Genomic DNA, 20906 nt, shown 5'->3' on the forward strand with positions numbered 1-20906 from the left:
GCGCAGCGGCCGCCGCTACGTTCATGTCCGGCCCCGCGCCCATCAGCGGCCGCAGATCCGGCAACGCGCAAGCGTTGCCCAACGCCAAAACGGCGGCCAATCCCGCGATCCCTTCGCATCGGCCGCATCGTCGCGCCCGGCTGCGCCGCGCGATCCCTTCGCGGTCCAGACGTCGCGGTAAAGACGAACCCCGAACCGGGCCCCCAGCAATGAAAGCGTCGATCGCGATGAGGCTGTCAGGCGGCCGCTGTCTCCGGGCGGCGCTGTGCTTGTTTCTCGGCCTCGTCTTCTGCTTGGTCATCAGGCCGGCCGAAGCACAGCCCATGCTGCGGATCGACCGCGAAAACGCGTCGGTTCGGGGCTGGCAGATCGGGCTCAGCGAGCGATTTGGCGGGTGTGTGGCCACGACCCGCTATACCGACCAGACAACCGTGTGGCTCGGCTTCACCGGCGAAGACAACACGGCCTTTCTGGCCTTTACCAACCCCAACTGGGCGTCGATCGAGAAGAACAAAGAGTACACCCTGGTCTTTCGCGCGGCGACCGGCCGCAATTGGAGCGGCCGGTTTGCCGGCTTCGAACAGACCGCCGACGAAAAAGGGCTCGTCGGCTTTGGCCTTCGCAGGGAGTTCATCCTCGATCTCGCACGATCCGCTGGAATTCAGATCGTCTTCGAGCGACGGCCGATTGCCCGCCTGTCCCTGAGCGGCTCGTTGAGCGCGATCGAAGGCGTGCTTTTGTGCCACCGGCAATTCGCCTTCAACCCGAAAGCCGGCGAGGATCGGCAGACCCGGTTGCCGCCGTCGAACGAGCGGCCGCGCGACGGCGCTTCCAGGCGCCCCGGCATGAGCACCGGGACTGGCTTCTTCGTCTCGCGCGATGGCCATGTGCTGACCAACCATCATGTGGTGGAAAGCTGCACCGATGTGTCGGTGACCCGGCTCGGCGCGCCGCCGGTACCGGCGACCGTTGTCGGGCGCGATCCGGTCAATGATCTGGCCCTGCTGGCGACCGGCATGACGCCGGCGCGTGTGCCGTCTTTTTCGCCGCGCGTTCGCGTCGGGGAAAGCGTCTACATCTATGGATTTCCGCTGGCGGGGCTCCTTGCGACGGCCGGCAATTTCACCATCGGCAATATCTCGGCGCTGGCGGGCCTGCGTGACGACACCCGCATGCTCCAGCACTCCGCACCGACCCAACCCGGCAACAGCGGTGGCGCCCTGATCGACGAACGGGGCAATGTCGTCGGGATCATCGTGTCCAAGCTCAACGTCCTGGCGCTTGCGCAGCGCAACATGGATATCGCTCAGAACGTCAATTTCGCCATCCGCGCCGGCGTCGCGACCAACTTCCTGGATGTGAACGGCGTCGCCGGTTCGGAGCGCCCCAGCGAGCAGAAGCTCGACCCGGCGACACTTGCCGACCAGTCCCGCGAATTCACCCTGCAGGTGATCTGCAACCGATAGGGCGCGCCGACACCAGCGCGCTCAGGCGCCGAGCGGCAAGGCGTAGGGGCTCTTGTCGCGCTTGAGGAACCGGCCGTCGCCGGGGCTGCCCCGCACCTTGCCCTCTTCGACCACGGTCCTGCCGCGGGCGATCGTCATCACCGGATAGCCGGTGACCTCGAAACCCTCCCACGGCGTGTAGTCCGAACCGTGATGCAGGATCTCCTGGCGCAGCGTTTCCTTGCGGTTGGCGTCCCACAGCACGATGTCGGCGTCGGCGCCAACAGCGATCGTGCCCTTCTGCGGATAGAGCCCATACATCTTGGCGTGGTTGGTCGAGGTCAGCGCGACGAATTCATTGGCCGAGATGCGGCCCTTGGCGACACCCTCCGACCAGAGGATCGGCATGCGCGTCTCGACGCCCGGAATGCCGTTCGGCACCCAGCGGAACGAGGTCCTGCCCTTAGGGCTCAGCTTGCCGCGCGGGCTGTCGTAGAAGAACGGGCAGTGGTCGGACGAGAAGGTCTGGAACACGCCCTGCTTGAGCCCCTCCCAGATCGCCTTCTGGCTGTCGGTGTCGCGCGGCGGCGGCGAACAGACATATTTGGCCCCGCTCATATCCATGTTGAGGCCCTTCATGTCATCGGCCGTCAGCGTGATATATTGCGGGCAGGTCTCGGCATAGACCTTCAGGCCGCGCTGCCTGGCCCAGCGGATCTGCTCCATCGCCTCGCGGCCCGAGACATGCACGATCATGATCGGCACATCGAGCAATTCGGCGTGGCTGATGGCGCGGTGGGCCGCCTCGCGCTCGACGATCTCGGGCCGTGACACGCCATGGTAATAAGGCGCGGTCTTGCCCGCCTGTTCCAGCCGGTCGGCCAGGAACTTGATCGAGTCGTAGCCCTCGGCATGGACCATGACGAGCGCCTGTTCGCGCCGGGCGACCGAGAAGACCTCGAGCAATTGCCGGTCGGTCAGCACCAGGTCGTCATAGGTCATGAACACCTTGAACGAGGTGCAGCCGTCGGCGAACAGCGCCGGCAGTTCCTGGTTCAGGACCGTCGGAGTCGGATCCGAGACGATCAGGTGGAAGCCGTAATCGATCAGCGACTGGCCTTCGGCCTTGGCGTGATATTCGGTCACGCAGGCGCGCAGCGACCGGCCTTTGATCTGCATGGCGAAGGGAATGATCGTCGTGTTGCCGCCGGCCGCGGCCGAGCGCGAGCCACTCTCGAAACCGTCGGCCATGGTCACGTCGGGGCCGGAATCCTGGTCGAGATGAACGTGGCTGTCGATGCCGCCGGGCATGACCAGCAGGCCCGAGGCATCGATCGTCCGGGCGGCCCCCGTCACCGCCTCGGCGAGCAGCGCGATGCGGCCGTTGCGGATGCCGATATCGCAACGGATGGTGTCCGATGCGGTGACGACGGTGCCGCCGCGAATGGCGAGATCGAGATCGGGCATGGCAGGCTCCTCAACAGCGCAGGCCATCCTGTGGCACCGCATTTCCGGCCTTGCGTCAAGCGCGGAAAATTGTCGGCAGGCCATTCTCCGCGCGAACTGTGACCCGTTCGCCGATGACGAGATCGGTCGGTGCTCGCGCCATGATCCGCGGCCCCTCGTCGAGCGTCACCAGCGCGATGCCGTAGCCGCCGGCCACATCGAGATCCGGTGTCGGCGCCCGATGCACTGACGTCGCCGACCAGACCGTGCCGCCGCCTTTGGCCTCGACAACGGCGATATCGGTTGCGGCACAAGCCGGACACATGGCGCGCCGGAACTGCCAGACATGGCCGCAGGCGCGGCAGGAAAAAAGCGCGACGCCGCTCACGACAGCCGCTCCAGGACGAAGCCGACGTGGCTGGAAAGCGTTCCGCCATCGGCGTGGCAATAGGCGAGCGGCGCGTCTCTGACCTGCCGGTTTCCCGCCTCGCCACGCATCTGGCCGACCACCTCGACGACATGAGCCATGAAGCCGGCGACGCCTGGATGGCCGAAGGAGAGAAGCCCGCCATGCAGGTTGAGCGGCAAGGCGCCGTCGCGGCCGAACCGGCCCTCGCGCGCCGCGCGCCCGGCCCCGCCTGGCGGTGCGAAACCGAGCGCTTCCAGGAAGATCGCCAGCGTCGGGGTGAAACTGTCATAGATGCCGAGAAGCCCGACATCGGCGGGTTTGCGGCCGGCCGTCTCGAAGGCCGCGGCACCGGCGATCCTGGCGCCGAGCCCGAGATCGTCAGGGATCTCCGAGACGTGCTGATGGGTATGCGCTTCGCCCCAGCCGGTCAGCTTGATCGCGGCCTTGGCGAGCGGCTCGGCCGAGACGATCACCGCCGCGCCGCCATCGGTGATCGGGCAGCAATCGAGCAGCTTCAACGGCGTCGACACCGGCTTCGACGCCATCACGTCCTCGACCGTGATGGCTTTGCGCAGTTGCGCCAGCGGATGACCGAGGGCATGCCGGCGCATCAGCACGGCGAGCTCGGCAAGCTCGGCTTCGTTGGCACCAGTCTCATGGAGATAGCGCGCGGCGAGCAGGGCGTAATAGGCGGGTATCGAGGCGCCGAGCGGCACCTCGTGCTCGGGATGGCCGACGGTTGCCAGCGTCTTCACCGCATCGTCCCGGCTCTGGCCGGTCAGCCGGTTTTCACCGCCGACCACCAGCACGTGCCGGCAGGCGCCGGCGGCGATCAGGTGGCGCGCCAGCACCAGCGCCATGGCGCCGGTCGCGCCGCCGCATTGCGCCTGATGGGCATGGCGCGGCTTCAACCCCAGCCGCTCGCAGACAACAGTCCCCATCATCAGATGTGGATGGGTGGTGGCATAACCGGTGATCAGGCCGTCGAGCGCGTCGCGTTGAAGACCACTGTCGGCAAGCGCCGCCAACACGGCCTGCTCCATCAGGTCGAGCGGCTGAAGGCCCGGGTGCTTGCCATAGGCGGTGATGCCGATGCCGGTCAGATAGGCCATCACCCAGACCCTGGTGTCACCAGCGCGTCGAGCATCACCGCGCCCTTTGCGCGCACCAGCAGCGGGTTGATCTCGATCGTGTCGAAGCGCCCGGCATTGGCGGCGGCCACCCTCGATAGCGCGGCCAGCGCCGCCGCCGCGGCCGCCACATCCACCTTCGGTCTGCCACGCAGGCCATCGAGCAGCGCGCGGCCCTTCAGGCTGTCGATCATGGCCAGCGCCTCGGCCTCGCCGATCGGGGCGGCACGGAAGACGACGTCCTGCATCACCTCGACGAACAGCCCGCCGAGCCCGACCATGACCACCGGCCCGAAGACCGGATCCGTCCGCGCGGCGACGATCAGCTCGACGCCCTCGCCGGCCATCGGACCGACCAGCACGCCGTCGATCCGGGCTTGCGGATGGGCCGCCGATACCGCCTGGATCATGACGCGCGCCCGTGCGCCGGCATCATCAGGCGCGACATTCAGGGCCACGCCGCCGGCATCGGATTTGTGCGCGATGTCGGCGGAAGCGATCTTCAGTGCCACCGGCCCGCCAAAAGCCAAGGCGGTGGCGGTGACGTCCTCCGGCGTCCGCGCCACCTGCTCGGGCAGCGCCTCCAGCCCGGCCTTGACCAGAAACGCCTTGGCGGCGGCTTCGGTCGTCTCCGCGCCGGTCAGCCGCGGCGTGCCGGTGAGATCGATGGCCGATCGGCCGCCCGCCTTCAGCGCCTTGCCGATGGCGGCGAGCGCACCGAGCGTCGCCACCACCCGGCTCGGATCCTCGTTCAGAATGATGCCCTTGGCACGATAGGCGCTGAGCACCTCGTCCGGCGCCGAAACCGCGAGCGCAATGGTGCGGTCCTCATATCCCTGCATCGCCTCGGCGATGACGCCTTGAAGCTTCTCGCCCATCACCGGCGAGGCGATCCAGGTCATGAAGAAGCCGGCAACGGCATCGACGTCGCCATCCTCCAGGATGGCCCGCAGCGCGCGGCCGACAAGCCCGAGATCGTTCATCGCCTGGGCGGTGAAATCGACCGGGTTGACGAAGGAGCCGAGCGGGTTCTCCGCCTTCAACCGCGCCTGGGTCGCCGCCGGCATGACCGGCAGGACCAGGCCGGCATTCTCAGCGTCATCGGCCATCAGCACGCCGGCGCCGCCGGAAATGGTCAGCACGCCGAGCCGGTTACCGGCGAGTGGTCCACGTCGCGCCAGGGCCTCGACCACGTCGATCAGTTCCTCGGTCGTGCGCGCCCGGTAGCCGCCCATCTGACGGACCACCGCATCGAAAACCTGGTCGTCGCCGGCAAGTGAGGCGGTGTGCGACATCGCCGCCGCCGCGCCGCTCTCCGACCGGCCGACCTTGATCAGCACCACCGGCTTGCCGGCGGCACGCGCCATGCCGAGCGCACCGAGAAAGGCCGGGCCGTCCTTCACGCCTTCGACATAGGCCGCGATCACCTTGACGCCGTCGTCCCCGGCCATGTGGCCGATCGCGTCGGCGACCGTGATGTCGGCCTCGTTGCCGGTGGCGAGCCAACGCGCCGCGCCGAGCCCGCGCTTCTTCAGCAGCACATAGATATAGCTCGCATAGGCGCCGGACTGGCCGATGATGCCAATCGGCGCGTCGGGCGCCCGCTCACCCTCGAGGAACGAGCCGAAGGTCGCGGCATGGCCTGACGAGGCGTTGTAGACACCGAGGCAATTGGGCCCGAGCAGGCGCATGCCCTTGGCCCGCGCCGCCGCAACCAGTTCCTGCTGGCGCAGCACACCCTCCGGGCCGGCTTCGGCATAGTTCGCGGTGAAGACGACGGCGCCCCGGGCCCCCTTGGCGGCCGCCTGTTCGATTGTCGGCAAGGCGAGTTCTGGCGGCACCGCCACCACGACGCAATCGAGGCCGTCTGGAACGTCGGCCAGCGACGCATAGGCCTTCAGTCCCTGGATCTCCGAGCGGTTCGGATTGATCGGATAAAGCGCGCCGGCGAAGCCGGTCTGCTTGTAATAGCGGATCGGCCGCCCGCCAATGCGGGCGGGATCGACCGAGGCGCCGACAATGGCGATCGAGTGCGGTGACAGGACGGCATCGATGCCGTCGACGCGAGGCGCCGTCATGCCGCCGGTTCCGCCTCGAGCACGATGCGGCCGGCGACCCGGCCGGCGGCCAGGTCCGTCAAGGCACCATTCACTTCAGCCATAGGCCGGCGTTCGATCGCCACCGGCGGCAGGCCGACACGTCGCGCCAGCGCGACGAACTCCTTGAGGTCGTTGAGCGAGCCGACATAGGAACCGCGAATGGTCACGGCGCGCATCGGCAGATAGGGCAACGGATAGCGCAGCTCGCCGCCATAGAGCCCGACGATCACATAGGTGCCGCCCTTGCGCACAGCGTTGATGCCGAGCGTGCTGGTCTCTTCGCTGCCGACGAAATCGAGCGCCGAGGCAAGCGCGCCGGCACCGAAAGCCGCGAGCTGCTTGGCGGCATCCGGCGCAAAGGGATCAAGCGTCGCCGCGACGCCGATCTTCTCGGCCGCGGCGCGCTTGTCCGGCGAGGGATCGATGGCGATGACCGGCCCGAAGCCGAGCGCCTTCAATAGCTGCAGTGCCATCTGGCCGAGCCCGCCGCAGCCGAACACCGCGATCTTCTCGCCGGCGCGATGCGGCTGGATCTTCTTGATCGCGCTGTGCACGGTGACGCCCGAACAGGCATAGGTGGCGGCGACCGCCGGATCGATGCCCTCGACATCGACCAGGAATGTCGCGTCGGGCACCAGCACGTGCCGGGCAAAGCCGCCGCGTGCCTGGACGCCGTGAAACCTCGGTGCGGCGCACAGGTTCTCATCGCCCGACCGGCAGAGCGCACATTGGCCGCAGCCGATCCAGGGATGCACCAGCCGGCGCATGCCGGGTTTCACGTCGGTGACGTCAGGACCGACCGCCTCGACCGTGCCGAGAATCTCGTGGCCGAGGGTCAGCGGTGGGGCAATGCCGCGCTGGGTCAGGTCGAGCGTCCGCCCGGCCCCGAGATTGTAGGTGCCCTCCCGAATGTGCAGGTCGGAATGGCAGACGCCGCAATGGCTGACCCGGACCAGCACCTCGCGCCCAACCGGAACTGGCAGCGGCTCGGTTTCGGCGACCAGCGCCTCGCAGATGGCGTTGAGGCGCCAGGATTGGGTGGAGCGGGCTTCGGCGAATGACGGCATGGCGTGTCCTCTGATGCTGAGCTGATGGCGCTGCCTCCGGTTGGCCCGGACGTTGGAGCGAACGCTAGCATGGGAGAAGACGCTGTAAACGATCCAAGCGGCGGATCCCCTGCCCGCTCTTGGCAGGGCTCTAGCGGTTCCTGAACTCGGGCTTGCGCTTGGCCAGAAAGGCCGCGATGCCCTCGCGGAAATCGTCGGTTGCGAACAGAAGTCCTTGAGCCTGCGCTTCCATTTCGAGCGCCGTGTCGAGATCGGTGACGGGCGCGGCCAGCACACGTTTGGTCGAGGCGACCGCGGTCGGCGCCAGCGCCGCGATCCCGGCCGCCAGAGCCAGGGCGCGCTCGAGCGCCCCGCCATTCGGCGTGACCTCATCGGCAAGGCCGAGGCGCAGCGCCTCGCCGGCGCCGAGACTTGCCGCCGTCAGCATGATCCGCCTGGCCGCGCCACCGCCGATCCGCCGCGGCAGCGTATAGGCAAGGCCCATATCGGGCATCAGCCCGATCTTCGGGAACGAAGCCGAGAACTGGGCGCTCTCGCCGGCGACCACCAGGTCGCAGGCCGCCGCCAGTGCCAGGCCGCCGCCGGCGGCATTGCCCTCGACCGCCGCAATCACCGGCTGCGGTCCCCTGATGATCAGCCGGACGCAATCCTGCACGATCGCCAGCCGCTGGCGCAGGCTCCACGGCGTCGTGTCCGACATGCTCGAGATGTCGCCGCCCGCCGAAAAATGCCCGCCGGCGCCGGTCAGGATGATGGCGCGAATGTCGGGATCGGCCTGCGCCGCCACCAGGCCGGCGCGCAACGCAATGCGCACCGGCAGCGACAGCGCGTTGCGCCTGGCACCGTGATCGATCGTCAGGGTTGCGATGGCGCCCGAAACGGACAGCGAGGCGGTACCGTCGCTCATGGGACAGGCCCCTTGATCACAAGCGTGGGAAAATCGCTGCCGAGGGAAGCCTCCAGGGCAGGCTCCGTCAAGTCCTCATGCCCGCCCGGCCCAGCGCGGCTCACGAGCGCTCCTCACAGCCGCATGCGGTCGCTCTTGGGGTCATAGAACGGCCTCAGCGCGCAATCCACCGGCACGGTCACGCCGGCAATGTCGACGGCAAACTGGCGTCGTGACAGCCAGCCGTCGTCAATGGCCTGGTCTTGCGAGCGCAGCCAGCCGAGACCCACGATGCCGCCGGTCGAATAACCATAGGCCGTCGAGGTGACTTCACCCACCGGCTCGCCGCCGGCGACGATGAGTTCGCCGCCCCAGGCGATCGGCGTATCCGGCGCGGTCGCCAGGAACGACACAAGGCGTTTTCTCAAGGGTTCGCGCTTCGCCGCGATCAGCGCGTCACGGCCAATGAAATCGACGCCCTTGTCGAGTTTCACGGCGAAACCCATGCCGGCCTGCCAGGGCGTATCGTCGGGCGTCAATTCGGCGCCCCAGGCGCGATAACCCTTCTCGATGCGCAACGCGTTGATCGCATAATAGCCGGCGTCACGGAGCCCGAGATCCGCACCCGCCGCGGTCAAGGTCTCATAGACGGTCGCGGCAAATTCGGTTGGAACGTAGAGCTCCCAGCCAAGCTCCCCCATATAGCTGCGCCGCGCCGCAAGCACCGTCGCGTAGCCGATGCCGATCTCCCTGATGGCGCCGAACGGGAAGGCCGCATTGTCGAGCGCGGCGGTCGTCACGCGCTCCAGCAAGGCGCGCGATCTTGGACCCATGACGCCGATCACCGCATAGGCCGATGTCACATCGGTCAGTACCGCCCGGGCGCCCGGCGGGATGTTGCGCTTGATCCAATGGGCGTCGCGGGTCGCCTGAGCGGTGCCGGTCAGGATCAGGAACTTGTCTTCGGCCAGACGCGCGACGGTCAGGTCGCTCTCAAAGCCGCCGCGGCTGTTGAGTAGCGGCGTATAGACGGTCTGGCCGACCGGCACGGCGACATCGTTGGCACCGAGCCATTGCAAGGTCGCTTCGGCGTCCAGCCCCTGCATCATGAACTTCGCGAAGGACGTCATGTCGAACAGCGCCACGCCCTCGCGCACCGCCCGATGTTCGGCGCCGACCGTGTCGAACCAGCTTTGCCGGCCGAAGGAATAGTCGATCTTGCGATCCACACCTTGCGCCGCGAAGAAATTCGGCCGTTCCCATCCCATTTTGGAGCCGAACACGGCGCCCTTGGCGGCGAGCCGGTCATAGAGCGGCGAACGGCGGAATGGCCGGGCGCTGTCGAGCTCGCGGTTCGGCCAGGGCATGGCGTAATGCAGGCCGAGCACCTCGGTGACGCGATCCTTCAGCCAGGCGCCGTTGTTGTTGAAGCGGGCGAAGCGCCGGATATCGACCGGCCAGAGATCGAGCGACGGCTCGCCGCCGACCATCCATTCCGCCAGCGCGCGACCGGCACCGCCGCCGGACGCGATGCCCATCGAATTGAAGCCTGCGGCGACGAAGACATTCTTCACCTCCGGCGCTTCGCCGAGAATGAAGTTGTTGTCGGCGGTGAAACTCTCGGGCCCGTTGAGAAAGGTCTTGATCTCGGCGGTTTCCAGCGCCGGAATGCGCTCCAGCGCATTCTGCATCAGGATCTCGAACTGGTCCCAATCGTCCGGCAGCAATTGGAATTCGAAGGGGTAGGGAATGCCGCTCATACCCCAGGGCTTGGCGTTCGGCTCGAAACCGCCGACGACCAGACCGCCAACCTCTTCCTTGAAATAGGTATAGCCGTCGGGATCGCGCATCACCGGCAGCGCCGGCGTCACGCCGTCGATCTTGCCGGTCACCACATACATATGCTCGGCCGAATGCAGCGGAATGGTCACGCCGCACATCTCGCCGACCATGCGCGACCATTGGCCGGCGCAAATGGCGATCATGTCGCAGGCAATGTTGCCGCGATCGGTCTCGACCGAGGTCACCACGCCTCTTTCGACCTTGATGCCGGTGACCCGCGTCTTCTCGACAATCCGCGCCCCGCCGAGCCGCGCGCCGCGTGCCAGCGATTGCGTGATGTCGCTCGGATTGGCCTTGCCGTCCCCCGGCAACCAGACCGCGCCGACCAGATCGTCGGTGCGCATGATCGGATATTTGTCGCCGGCTTGTTGCGGCGTCAGCACCTCGATGGCGACATTCTGCGCGCGCGCCGCCGAGGCCGTGCGCTTCAACTGGGTCATGCGCTCCTTGGTGCGCGCAACCGTGATCGAGCCTGACTGCAGCCAGCCGGTGGCAAGCCCGGTTTCGGCTTCGAGCGAGGCGTAGAGCTCGGTGGAATAGCGGATCAGCCGCGTCATGTTGGGGTGAGCGCGCAACTGGCCGACCAGCCCGGCCGCATGCCAGGTCGTGCCGCAGGACAGCGCGCCCTGCTCGAGCAGAACGACATCGCTCCAGCCGAGCTTCGCCAGATGATAGGCGACCGACGTTCCGACGATGCCGCCGCCGATGATGACGACGCGCGCCTGGGTGGGGAAATTCTCGGCCATGAGAGGGTGTCCGCGGTTGCCAATCTGCGCGGATCATAACACACGATGAAACAATAGCTACATAACGCAACAAATAATCACATCAGGTTTCACCGGCGACGATCAGCCTGAGGCCCTTCCTGGCCAGATGCTCGATGATCGACAGTGGTGGCGGCGCATCGACGATGACCCCGGATGCGGTCTGGAAATGCGGAATGCGGATCGGCGTCAGCCGGCCGAATTTCGTCTGGTCGACGAGAAAGAAGGCGCGGCTCGCCGCCGCGATCATATGCGCCCGTTGTTCGGCACCGGCACGGCTGTAGTCGGTGATTTCACCGTCCGGCGACAGACCGCCGCCGCCAATGAAAGCGACGTCGACACGAAAGCGGCTGATCGCCTCGATCGCATCGATCCCGGTGGTCGCTTCCTCGCGGGGATCGATTTCGCCGCCGAGCATATGGATCCGTGCCTCCGGCGCGCGGCAGAGCAGCAGCGCAATGGCGAGACTGCCGGTGCAGATGGTCAATCCGCGTTTATCGACAAGGGCATGGGCCAGGGCCAAGGTCGTCGTGCCGGAATCCAGCAGGACCACCATGCCGTCCTCCACCAGCCCGGCTGCCGTGTGGGCGATGGCGGATTTGCCCTCGGCGTTCTCGCTGGCGCGCCGGTCGAGCGCCGGCTCGCTCGCCTGGCGCCCTTCGGCACCGCCATGGACGATATCGACACGGCCGCGATCGGCGAGCAGTTTCAGGTCGCGCCGAATGGTCTCGCGCGACACGTCGAAAAAATCCGCGAGTTCGCTGACCCCGACCGATCCATCAGCGGCAATGCGCCTGAGGATCTCGGCATGGCGACGGGGCGCCAGCGATCGCGCCTGTGGTGTGGCAGCGGCTGTCATGGCGCGAGAGTGGCGCAACCGCATCTATGTTGCAAGCTGTGGCATTCGCCGCAGACCCATGCTGCTGGCCAGCCGATCCAGGCGCGGATTGGCCCTGTCGCACAAAGAAGTGCTGCCGGAGAAACTTCAGCTGGACCACAAGAGTTCATCATGCAACATTAACTCACATAATATCACTCGAAAGGTGGCATCTAGGCCATGGCCCTCTCGACCGACCGGTCTTTCGTCCTGACATTGTCCTGCCCCGATCGCCCCGGCATCGTCGCGGCGGTCTCGAGCTATCTGTTCCGGGCCGGCGGCAACATCCTCGATGCGCAGCAGTTCGACGACGGCGAAACCGGACATTTCTTCATGCGTGTCGTCTTCAATCTCGCGGATCCTGATCCGCAGCTCGCCGGGGTCAAGCCGGGCTTCGTGCCGATCGCCGAACGTTTCGCCATGGCCTGGACCATGCGCGATCGCGACGAGAAGCGGCGCGTGATGCTGCTGGTATCGAAATTCGATCATTGCCTGACCGACATCCTCTACCGGCAACGCCTGGGCGAACTGCCGATGACGATCACCGCCGTGGTCGCCAATTACCCGCGGGAAAACTACGCCAGGATCGATTTTGGTGATGCGCCGTTCCACTATCTGCCGGTCAGCAGGGAGACCAAGGCCGAGCAGGAGGAAAAGCTCTGGCGGCTCGTCCAGGACACGCGGACGGAACTGGTGGTGCTCGCCCGCTACATGCAGGTGCTGTCCGACGATCTCGCGACCAGGCTCGCTGGGCGCTGCATCAACATCCATCATTCCTTCCTGCCCGGCTTCAAGGGAGCCAAGCCTTATCACCAGGCGCAGATCCGCGGGGTGAAGCTGATCGGCGCGACCGCGCATTATGTCACCGGCGACCTCGACGAGGGTCCGATCATCGAGCAGGACGTCGAGCGCATTACCCATCGCGACACGCCTGATGATCTGGTGCGCAAGGGGCGCGACATCGAGCGGCGCGTGCTGGCCCGCGCGCTTCGCCACCATCTGCGCGACCGGGTGATCCTCAATGGCCGCAAGACCGTCGTGTTCACCGATTGAGCGTCGCTCACGAATGCGCCGTGCCGCCGGCCGCCAAGTGGCCGGCCAAGTGGCCGACCAGATCGCGCGCATGCAACGGCAATTGATCGAGCTCGCGCATGCACAGCGAGAGACGCCGCGTGGCCCAGCCATCGGTCAGCCGGACCGCCCGGATCGCCATGGATCTCCGGCACTTTTTCGCGGCCGTTTCCGGCACGATGCCAAGGCCGACACCATGTTCGACCATCCGGCAGACGCCCTCGAAAGTGCGCATGCGGACACGGAACGACAGCGGCTGTCCGGCCCGGGCCGCATGCTCGCCGAGATAATCCTGCAGGGCGCTGCCGGCGCTCAGCCCGACAAAGTCCTGCCCGACGACATCCTGAAACGCGACACGCGGTTCGCGCGCCAGCGGGTGGTCGCGCGGCACCACCAGCACCAGCCGGTCGATGGCGAAGGGCAGAAGCTGCAAGGCACCATGATCGACGGCATCGGAAATGATGCCGATCTCGGCGAAACCACCCGCGACCGCCTTGACGATATCGCTGCTGAGCCGCTCCTTCAGGTCGATGTCGACATTGGGGTGGCGCGCCAGATAGGGCGCCAGCGCCTGGGGCAGAAACTCGGTCATCGCCGCGGTATTGGCGAGCAGGCGGATATGCGCCTTCAGGCCCTTGGAATATTCGCCGAGCTCGCCGCGCATCCGTTCCATCTGGCGCAGCACGATACGGGCATGGTGCATCAGCGCGTCGCCCGCAGGCGTCGGCCGGACGCCCCGGCGGCCGCGCTCGAGCAAGGGCAGTCCGATCGCCGCTTCCATGCCGCGCAGCCGCGCGCTGGCCGACGGCAGCGCCATGTTCGCCCGGGCCGCCCCTTGCGTGATGCTGCCGGTCTCGACAACCAGGAAGAACAGGCGAAGATCGATCAGGTCGAACCGCATGGCGGCAACATTATCACCGGCTCAGCCTTAGGCCCAGCCTAAGGCTGAATGCGGACCTTGCGCATTGTGCCGGCCGGCCGTTCCGGCCCAATGGCGGCATGTTCGACTTTTCCGCTTCCCAAGTCCTGACCATTGCCCTGACCTTTTTCCTTGCCGGTATCGTCAAGGGCGTGACCGGCATGGGTCTGCCGACGGTGGCCATGGGCGTTCTGGCCACCGTCATGCCGCCGGTTGGCGCGGCATCCCTGCTGATCGTGCCATCCTTCGTCACCAATGTCTGGCAATTGCTCGCCGGGCCGAGCTTTGCAGCACTGTCGTCGCGCCTCTGGCTGATGATGGCGGGCATCACCGCTGGCACCATTGCCGGATCCTGGCTGTTGACCAATGACAGCGGCGGCTGGACGACCCCGGCACTCGGGGCAGCCTTGATGATCTATGCCGGGATGAGCCTGATGGCGTGGCAATTGACGGTACCGGCGCGGCTGGAACCGCGCCTGTCGCCGTTCATTGGTCTCGCCACCGGCGTCGTCACCGGCGGCACCGGCGTCTTCGTCATTCCGGCGGTGCCCTATCTGCAGGCGCTCGGCCTCGGCAAGGAAGACCTCATTCAGGCGCTCGGCCTGTCATTCACCGTTTCGACCATTGCACTGGCGATCGGCCTGGCCGGCGGCGGCGCGTTTCGGTTCGACAGCATCGGCGCGTCCGTGCTCGCGGTTGCGCCGGCTCTTGCCGGCATGGGATTGGGGCAATGGGTTCGCCGCCGCGTCAGCCCCGCCACGTTCCGCCGCTGGTTCCTGATCTGCCTTCTGCTGCTTGGCCTGCAACTTCTGCTCCGGCCATTGATCTGATCGCAGGCCTGCCGCGTGGGCGCCGATGAATTCGGCGCTGCCCCAACTGGACAGGCGATCAGGACCGTCTAGGCTCGCGCCCATCCCGCATGGAAGGGTTGGTGGAATGCCGCTGAAAGCCGTGGTTTTCGACTGGGCCGGCACGGTCATCGATTTCGGCTCGCGCGCGCCGATGCGCGTCTTCGTCGAGGCCTTCGGCCATTTCGGCGTGCCGCTGACGGCCGCCGAAGCGCGCGGACCGATGGGCAAGCCGAAGCGCGACCACATTGCCGAACTGATGGCGCTGCCGCGGATCGTCAGCGCCTGGGCGAAGGCTCATGGCCAGACGCCGACCAAAGCCGACATCGACCGCGTCTATGAAATCTTCGTGCCGCTGAACATCAAGGCCGTCGCCGACTTCGCCGAGCTGGTTCCGGGCGCGGCCAAGATCGTCGAGGCGCTCAGGGCGCGTGGCCTGAAGATCGGCTCGACCACCGGTTACACCCGCGAGGTCATGGCGCCGATCCTGCCGCTCGCGGCCGCCCAGGGTTATGCCCCCGACAATCTGGTCTGCGCCGACGATCTGGCCGAGGGACGGCCGAGCCCGCTGATGATGTATCGCTGCTTTGCCGATCTCGGCGTCTATCCGCCGGGGGCCGTGGTCAAGGTCGATGATACCGTGCCCGGCATCGAAGAAGGCCTCGCCGCCGGCACCTGGACGGTCGGAATCGCGGCCTCCGGCAATGAAACCGGCCTGTCGCTCGCCGAATGGACCGTGCTGACGCCGAAGGAGCGGGAACGCGTGCTGACGCCGGCGCGCGAAAAGCTCGAGGCCGCCGGCGCCCATGTCGTCATCGACACCGTCGCCAATCTGATGCCGGTGATCGAGAGCATCGACCGGCTGATGGCCGAGGGCGAGGTTCCCTAGGCCTCGGGTATCGCGCTGACATGGGCCGCCACCACCCGCCAGCCGTCGGGCGTGCGCATCCAGGTCTGCATTTGCCTGCCGATCTTGCCGGCCATGCTGTCGCGCCTGAACAGCGTCGCGGCGGTCGCCATGTCCCGGCCATAGGTGGTGATGACGGTGCGCTCGAGGCTCCGTTCCAGCCCAACCGGCGAGCGTCCCGCCCGGAACGCCGCGATCTCGTCGAAACCATGGAGGTTTTCGGTGATGCCATAACGCACGGTATGCGGGCTCACCCAGAACAAGGCGTCGAGGGTCGCCACATCATTTTGGGTCAATGCCCGCTCATATGCGGCGAACACCGCCGAGACCTCGGCATGGACCTCGGGGTCGTTGATGATCATGCCGGCTCCTTCAGGCTTGCGACTTTCGACGCGACCACGCCGTCCCGTTCAAGGGCGGCGGAGACACGCACCACGATATCTTCGCGCCAGGGCGCGGCAATCACCTGGACGCCGATCGGCAGCGTTTCGCCATCGAGCCAGACCGGCACCGACATGACCGGCAGGCCAATGAACGAGAACGGCTGGGTGAACAGGCCGAGCGAGGCCCGCACCGGCAAGGTCGCACCGCCGAGTTCGAAGGTCTTCTGGCCGAGCGACGGTGCCTGTGTCGGGGTTGCCGGCGCGATGATGACGTCGATGTCCTGGAACAGCCTGAGCATCGCCGCGCGATAGCGGCCGCGGACACGCTGGGCCTTGTTGACATAAGCCGCGGGCAGCAGCGCTCCGGCAATGAAGCGATCGCGGGTCTCAGGATCGAAATCCCGCGGCCGGGTCTTCAGGCGGTCGAGATGAAAGCTGCCGCCCTCGGAATTGGTGATCACATAGGCTGCCGCCCGTGCCTCCGCGACGTCAGGGATCTCCAGCCCCGGCGCGGCGCCGAGAACGCGCGCCACCCGTTCGGTCGCGGCGAGCGCCTGACGGTCGGCGTACCGATCGAAATAGCCGGCGGCCCGCGCGATCCGAAGCTGCCCGATGCCACGACCGAGCATGGGCACGAGCGCTTCGGCCTGATGGTCCCGGCACACCGGGTCGTCGGGGTCATGGCCAGCCATGGCATCGTAGAAGGCCGCGCAATCGGCGGTCGACCGGGCCAGGGGACCGAGATGATCGAAGCTTGCGACGAACGGAAAGGTGCCGGCCTTGGACAGGCGCCCATAGGTCGGCTTCAGGCCGAACAGACCACAGAGCGAAGCCGGCACCCGGATCGAGCCATTGGTGTCGGATCCGAGCGTCACCGGTGCAAGACCGGCCGCCGCCGCCGTGCCCGAGCCGCCGGACGAACCGCCGGACATGCGGCGGAGATCATGGGGATTGCGCGAGGGCCCGTCATGGGCGTTCTCACCGGTGAAATCATAGGCATATTCGCCCATGTTGAGCGCACCGAGCAGCACGCCGCCGCCGGCGTTGAGCCGGGAGATCAGCGCCGCGTCGCGCGTCGCCGGCGCATGGTCGCGGTTGATTCTGGAGCCGGCAAGCGTGGCAATGCCCTTGATGTCATAGAGGTTCTTCACCGCGAAGGGCACGCCGGCAAGCGGCCCGAGCGGCAGGCCTTTCGCTCTGGCCTGGTCGACCGCATCGGCCTCGGCCAGCGCCCGGTCGCGGGTGACCGCCGTGAAGGCGCCGAGCGCCGCATCGTGCGTCGCGATACGGGCGAGATGGGCCTCGGTCACGGCCCGCGCCGTGAAGCGGCCGTCGCGGATGCCGGCCGAAATGTCGGTGGCCGTCAGGCTAGTGACATCGCTTGTCATGTCAGGCCTCGAAGACCGGCGCCGGCTCATCGTGATCGACGAGATCGACCGCATCAAGAGCCCGTGCCAGGCGGATCGCGACCTGCAGGTTGGCGATCACGCCGGGACGGAATTCCGCGGCGATCGCAAGGCCGAGCACCGGCGCCAACGCGTCGATCATGCGTTCGGCTTCCTCGGGTGCGATATCGGGCAAGGGCATGACGGATCTCCTTCGTCGGCAGCGACGGACCGTCCTCGTCAGGCAAGTCCGGGGCCAAGATCCGGGGCCAAGATCCCGCGACAAGATCCGGTGAGGCGATGCCGGCCCCGTTGCCCAGGCCTATTCCAGGATGCCGATCGCCTGTTCGACCGCATCGACCACCGCACCGGAGCGCACCAGGTCGAGCGCCTGGCCGATCTCGGTCGCATACCAGCGGTCACCGTCGAGCGCCGGCTGGATCACCGCGCGTACCGCGGCGAGCGCAGCCGACGTGCCCTTGCCGAGCGGATAGCCCTTGGCCACCGGTTCGACCAGCGACAGGGCCTGGCAGGCCATCAGGATCTCGCCGGCGATGATCTGCTCGGCATTCTCCACCACGGTCCGCGCCTTGCGCCCGCACCAGGTGGAATTCGACACGTGGTCCTCGGCATTCGACTTACCCGGAATGCTGTCGACCGAGCCGGGCGCCGCGAGATGGCGGTTTTCCATGACCAAGGCCGACATCGAGCACTGGACTGTGGCAAAGCCGGTATTGAGGCCGCGCTTGCCGGCGAGCAGGTTGCGCGGCAGGCCATAACTCATCGTCGGGTCGACCAGCCGGGCGAGCCGGCGCTCGGAGATCGAGGAGAGGTCGGCCACCGCGATGGCCAGGACATCCATCGCCTGGGCAACATACTGGCCGTGGAAATGACCGCCGGAAATCGAGACGTAACCGCCCTTGGCGTCATCGAAGATCAGCGGATTGTCGGTCGCCGAATTGATCTCGGTGCCCAGAATGCCATCGACATAGGCAATGGCCTGACGCGCCGGGCCGTGGACCTGCGGCGCGCAGCGCAGCGAATAGACGTCCTGGACCCGCGGCGAAGCCGGCGCGCCGGGCGTCCGCGCCTCGTCGGGAAACACCACATCGCGCGCCGCCTGCGAGCAGCGCTTGGTGCCCTCGGTCAGGCGCAGCACGTTGCGCGCGACACGCGCCTGGCCTTCATGCGGACGGGCGGCGTGGACCCTCGGATCGAACGCCGCGAGCTCGCCGCGCATGGCTTCGAGCGACAGCGCCAGGGCCACGTCGACGGCTTTCAGGAGGCGTCGGGCGTCATGGCTCGCCAACACGCCGAGCGCCAGCGACACGGTCGAGCCGTTGATCAGCGCGGATGCATCCTTGGCGCCCATCGGAAAGTCCGGCGAGAGCCCGGCCTTGGCGATCGCCGCGCGCGCCGCCATGCGTTTGCCTTTGTAGACGATCTCGGCCTCGGGAAAGCCGCAGACCGCACCGGCCATATGGGCGAGCGGCGCAAGGTCGCCGGAGGCGCCGACCGAGCCCTTTTCCGGGATCACCGGGTGCAGCCCGGCATTGAGGAAGCCGATCAGACGCTCGACCAGCTCGACCTGCGGACCGGAAAAATTCGAGGCGAAGGCATTGGCGCGCAGCAGCATGGTGGCGCGCGTCACATCCTCGGCGAAGGGCTGGCCGATGCCTGTCGCATGGGCATAGACCGTCTTGGTCTGGTAGGGGATCATCTCGGCGATCAGCACGCGCTGATCCTTGAACAGGCCGACGCCGGTATTGAAGCCGTACATCAGCGGCACGTCGTCGGCCATCCAATGCTTGTCGATATAGGCACGTGTTGCGGCGATCTTGTCGCGGGCGGCTGGATGCAGCGCCGCCTTCTCGAACCGGCCCGACGCAGCGGCGCGCGCCACGCGCACCACCTGATCGCCCTTCAGCTTCACGCCGTCGATCTTCACCGTCATCACGAAACCCCTGCGAATTCAAACCTTCAGGGTTTGATCGCGGTTTTTCGCCGGTGCCGTCAAGCGCCGATGGCATCGCGCAGCAGAGATGGTACCGTCAAGCACCGATGACGGCATGCGGTAGAGATGGTGCCGCCGAGCGCTGATGACGCCGTGCGGCAGAGATGGTGCCGTCAAGCGCCGGTCACGACCGGCTGTAGAGCAGCCGGCAGCGGATCGTGCCGGACAGTTGGCGGATCTCGTCGAGCACGCCGTCGGCGTCGTCGACACTGCCGTCGGCATCGAGCACGACGTAACCGACATCACCGTCGGTCTGATAATACTGGGCGGCGATATTGATCTCGCGCGCCGCGAACACGTCGTTCAGGCGACGCAGCTCGCCCGGCAGGTTGCGCTGCACCTGGATGAAGCGTGTGCCGGCCGGCCCCACCGGCAATTGCACCTGGGGGAAATTGACCGCCCCCCAGGTTGAGCCGACGTCCGAATAGTCGACGAATTTGCGTGCCACTTCCGCGCCGATGCGCTCCTGCGCCTCTTCCGTCGAGCCGCCGACATGCGGGGTCAGGATGACATTGTCGAGGCCCTGCAGGGGCGACGCGAACTGGTCGGCATTGGATGACGGTTCGACCGGGAAGACATCGACCGCGGCACCGCCGAGATGACCGCTCTTCAATGCCTTGGCGAGCGCTTGCAGGTCGAGAATCGTGCCACGGGCATTGTTGATCAGATAGGCGCCCTTCTTCATGGCGGCGATCTCGGCCTTGCCGATCAGCCCTTGCGTGCCGGGTGTCTCCGGCAGGTGCAGCGACACCACGTCGGCGCGCGCCATCAGATCCTTCAGGTCGGCCGCCGGCTCGACATTGCCGTGGCGCAGCTTGTCGGTCTGGTCGAAATAGATCACCCGCATGCCCATGGCCTCGGCCAGCATGGCGAGCTGCGAGCCGATATTGCCGTAGCCGACAATGCCCAGCGTCTTGCCGCGGATTTCATAGCTCGCCACCGCCGACTTGTCCCAGCCGCCCGCATGGGCCTTGACCGATTTTGGAAAGATGCGGCGGAACAGCATGACGATTTCGGCGATCGTCAGTTCGGCGACGCTGCGGGTGTTGGAGAACGGCGCGTTGAACACCGGCACGCCGGCGCGATTCGCCGCGACCAGGTCGACCTGATTGGTGCCGACCGAAAAACAGCCGATCGCGATCAGCCGGTCGGCGGCGGCGAGGATCTCCGGGGTGATCTGCGAACGCGAGCGTATGCCGAGCAGATGCACGCCGCGGACGGCTTTCGCCAGGGCCGCGCCGTCGAGCGCCTTCGGCAGGCGCTGGATGTTGCTGTAGCCGGCATTCTCCAGGAGACCGACCGCGGTATCGGAAATGCCCTCCAGCAGAAGGATCTTGATTCGGTCCTTCGGCAGCGACAATGCGACCGTCATGGCGTGGTCCTCATGCTTGGGCGTGATGGTGGCGGCACGCCA

Annotated in this window: 18 protein-coding genes; 4 read left to right on the forward strand and 14 right to left on the reverse strand. The window is 66.9% G+C overall.

Translation table 11 applies throughout. The features are described 5' to 3' along the window. The first annotated feature begins 23 nt into the window (after positions 1–23). Positions 24–1466 carry a S1C family serine protease gene (locus E8M01_RS05670; protein ID WP_136959236.1) on the forward strand — a complete coding sequence of 481 codons (1443 nt, stop codon included), beginning with the start codon at positions 24–26 and terminating at the stop codon, positions 1464–1466. 21 nt (positions 1467–1487) lie between these two features. Here the strand turns inward: E8M01_RS05670 and hydA are convergent, their stop codons facing one another. The 8 genes from hydA to E8M01_RS05710 form a co-directional block, all read right to left on the reverse strand. Next, a complete protein-coding gene (gene hydA / locus E8M01_RS05675) occupies positions 1488–2912 on the reverse strand; it encodes a dihydropyrimidinase (protein WP_136959237.1) in 1425 nt (474 codons plus the stop codon). 55 nt (positions 2913–2967) lie between these two features. Continuing rightward, complete coding sequence (locus E8M01_RS05680) at positions 2968–3279, reverse strand: Zn-ribbon domain-containing OB-fold protein (protein ID WP_246088608.1); 312 nt, start codon at positions 3277–3279, stop codon at positions 2968–2970. Next, positions 3276–4412 (reverse strand): thiolase family protein, encoded by a 1137-nt coding sequence (locus E8M01_RS05685; RefSeq protein ID WP_136959238.1) that lies wholly within the window; start codon positions 4410–4412, stop codon positions 3276–3278. The genes E8M01_RS05680 and E8M01_RS05685 overlap by 4 nt, the downstream gene beginning before the upstream one ends. Then, the gene (locus E8M01_RS05690; protein ID WP_136959239.1) at positions 4412–6508 is read right to left on the reverse strand and encodes an acetate--CoA ligase family protein; all 2097 of its coding nucleotides are present in this window, start codon (positions 6506–6508) and stop codon (positions 4412–4414) included. The genes E8M01_RS05685 and E8M01_RS05690 overlap by 1 nt, the downstream gene beginning before the upstream one ends. Next, the gene (locus E8M01_RS05695) at positions 6505–7596 is read right to left on the reverse strand and encodes an alcohol dehydrogenase (RefSeq protein ID WP_136959240.1); all 1092 of its coding nucleotides are present in this window, start codon (positions 7594–7596) and stop codon (positions 6505–6507) included. The genes E8M01_RS05690 and E8M01_RS05695 overlap by 4 nt, the downstream gene beginning before the upstream one ends. A gap of 130 nt (positions 7597–7726) precedes the next feature. Then, positions 7727–8503 (reverse strand): enoyl-CoA hydratase/isomerase family protein, encoded by a 777-nt coding sequence (locus tag E8M01_RS05700; RefSeq protein WP_136959241.1) that lies wholly within the window; start codon positions 8501–8503, stop codon positions 7727–7729. Positions 8504–8616: 113 nt separating this feature from the next. Continuing rightward, the gene (locus E8M01_RS05705) at positions 8617–11070 is read right to left on the reverse strand and encodes a GcvT family protein (RefSeq protein WP_136959242.1); all 2454 of its coding nucleotides are present in this window, start codon (positions 11068–11070) and stop codon (positions 8617–8619) included. 82 nt (positions 11071–11152) lie between these two features. Beyond that, positions 11153–11947: a DeoR/GlpR family DNA-binding transcription regulator gene (locus tag E8M01_RS05710; RefSeq protein WP_136959243.1), complete on the reverse strand. Its 795-nt coding sequence runs from the start codon at positions 11945–11947 to the stop codon at positions 11153–11155. Between the two features lie 198 nt (positions 11948–12145). Between E8M01_RS05710 and purU the strand changes: the two genes are divergently transcribed. After that, positions 12146–13018, forward strand: a complete 873-nt coding sequence (gene purU / locus E8M01_RS05715) for a formyltetrahydrofolate deformylase (RefSeq protein WP_136959244.1) — start codon at positions 12146–12148, stop codon at positions 13016–13018. 7 nt (positions 13019–13025) lie between these two features. Here the strand turns inward: purU and E8M01_RS05720 are convergent, their stop codons facing one another. After that, on the reverse strand, positions 13026–13937 hold the full coding sequence (locus tag E8M01_RS05720) for a LysR family transcriptional regulator (RefSeq protein ID WP_136959245.1): 912 nt from the start codon (positions 13935–13937) through the stop codon (positions 13026–13028). A gap of 98 nt (positions 13938–14035) precedes the next feature. Here E8M01_RS05720 and E8M01_RS05725 point away from each other — a divergent pair, with 98 nt between their 5' ends. Further along, positions 14036–14785 carry a sulfite exporter TauE/SafE family protein gene (locus E8M01_RS05725; protein WP_136959246.1) on the forward strand — a complete coding sequence of 250 codons (750 nt, stop codon included), beginning with the start codon at positions 14036–14038 and terminating at the stop codon, positions 14783–14785. 106 nt (positions 14786–14891) lie between these two features. Beyond that, entirely contained in the window at positions 14892–15692 is an 801-nt protein-coding gene (phnX, locus tag E8M01_RS05730) for a phosphonoacetaldehyde hydrolase (RefSeq protein ID WP_136959247.1), read from the forward strand. Here the strand turns inward: phnX and hpxZ are convergent. The 5 genes from hpxZ to serA form a co-directional block, all read right to left on the reverse strand. Beyond that, on the reverse strand, positions 15689–16072 hold the full coding sequence (gene hpxZ / locus E8M01_RS05735) for an oxalurate catabolism protein HpxZ (RefSeq protein ID WP_136959248.1): 384 nt from the start codon (positions 16070–16072) through the stop codon (positions 15689–15691). The two genes, phnX and hpxZ, sit on opposite strands and share 4 nt — an antisense overlap. Continuing rightward, on the reverse strand, positions 16069–17481 hold the full coding sequence (locus tag E8M01_RS05740) for an AtzE family amidohydrolase (protein ID WP_136959249.1): 1413 nt from the start codon (positions 17479–17481) through the stop codon (positions 16069–16071). Before E8M01_RS05740 ends, hpxZ begins: the two co-directional genes overlap by 4 nt. A gap of 1 nt (position 17482) precedes the next feature. Beyond that, positions 17483–17680, reverse strand: coding sequence for a DUF4089 domain-containing protein (locus tag E8M01_RS05745; protein ID WP_246088609.1), 198 nt, complete (start codon positions 17678–17680; stop codon positions 17483–17485). Positions 17681–17800: 120 nt separating this feature from the next. Then, on the reverse strand, positions 17801–19432 hold the full coding sequence (locus E8M01_RS05750; RefSeq protein ID WP_136959250.1) for an HAL/PAL/TAL family ammonia-lyase: 1632 nt from the start codon (positions 19430–19432) through the stop codon (positions 17801–17803). Positions 19433–19616: 184 nt separating this feature from the next. Then, positions 19617–20864 (reverse strand): phosphoglycerate dehydrogenase, encoded by a 1248-nt coding sequence (gene serA / locus E8M01_RS05755; RefSeq protein ID WP_136959251.1) that lies wholly within the window; start codon positions 20862–20864, stop codon positions 19617–19619. Positions 20865–20906 lie beyond the last annotated feature (42 nt).

The sequence above is a fragment of the Phreatobacter stygius genome (assembly GCF_005144885.1).
Lineage (GTDB): Bacteria > Pseudomonadota > Alphaproteobacteria > Rhizobiales > Phreatobacteraceae > Phreatobacter > Phreatobacter stygius.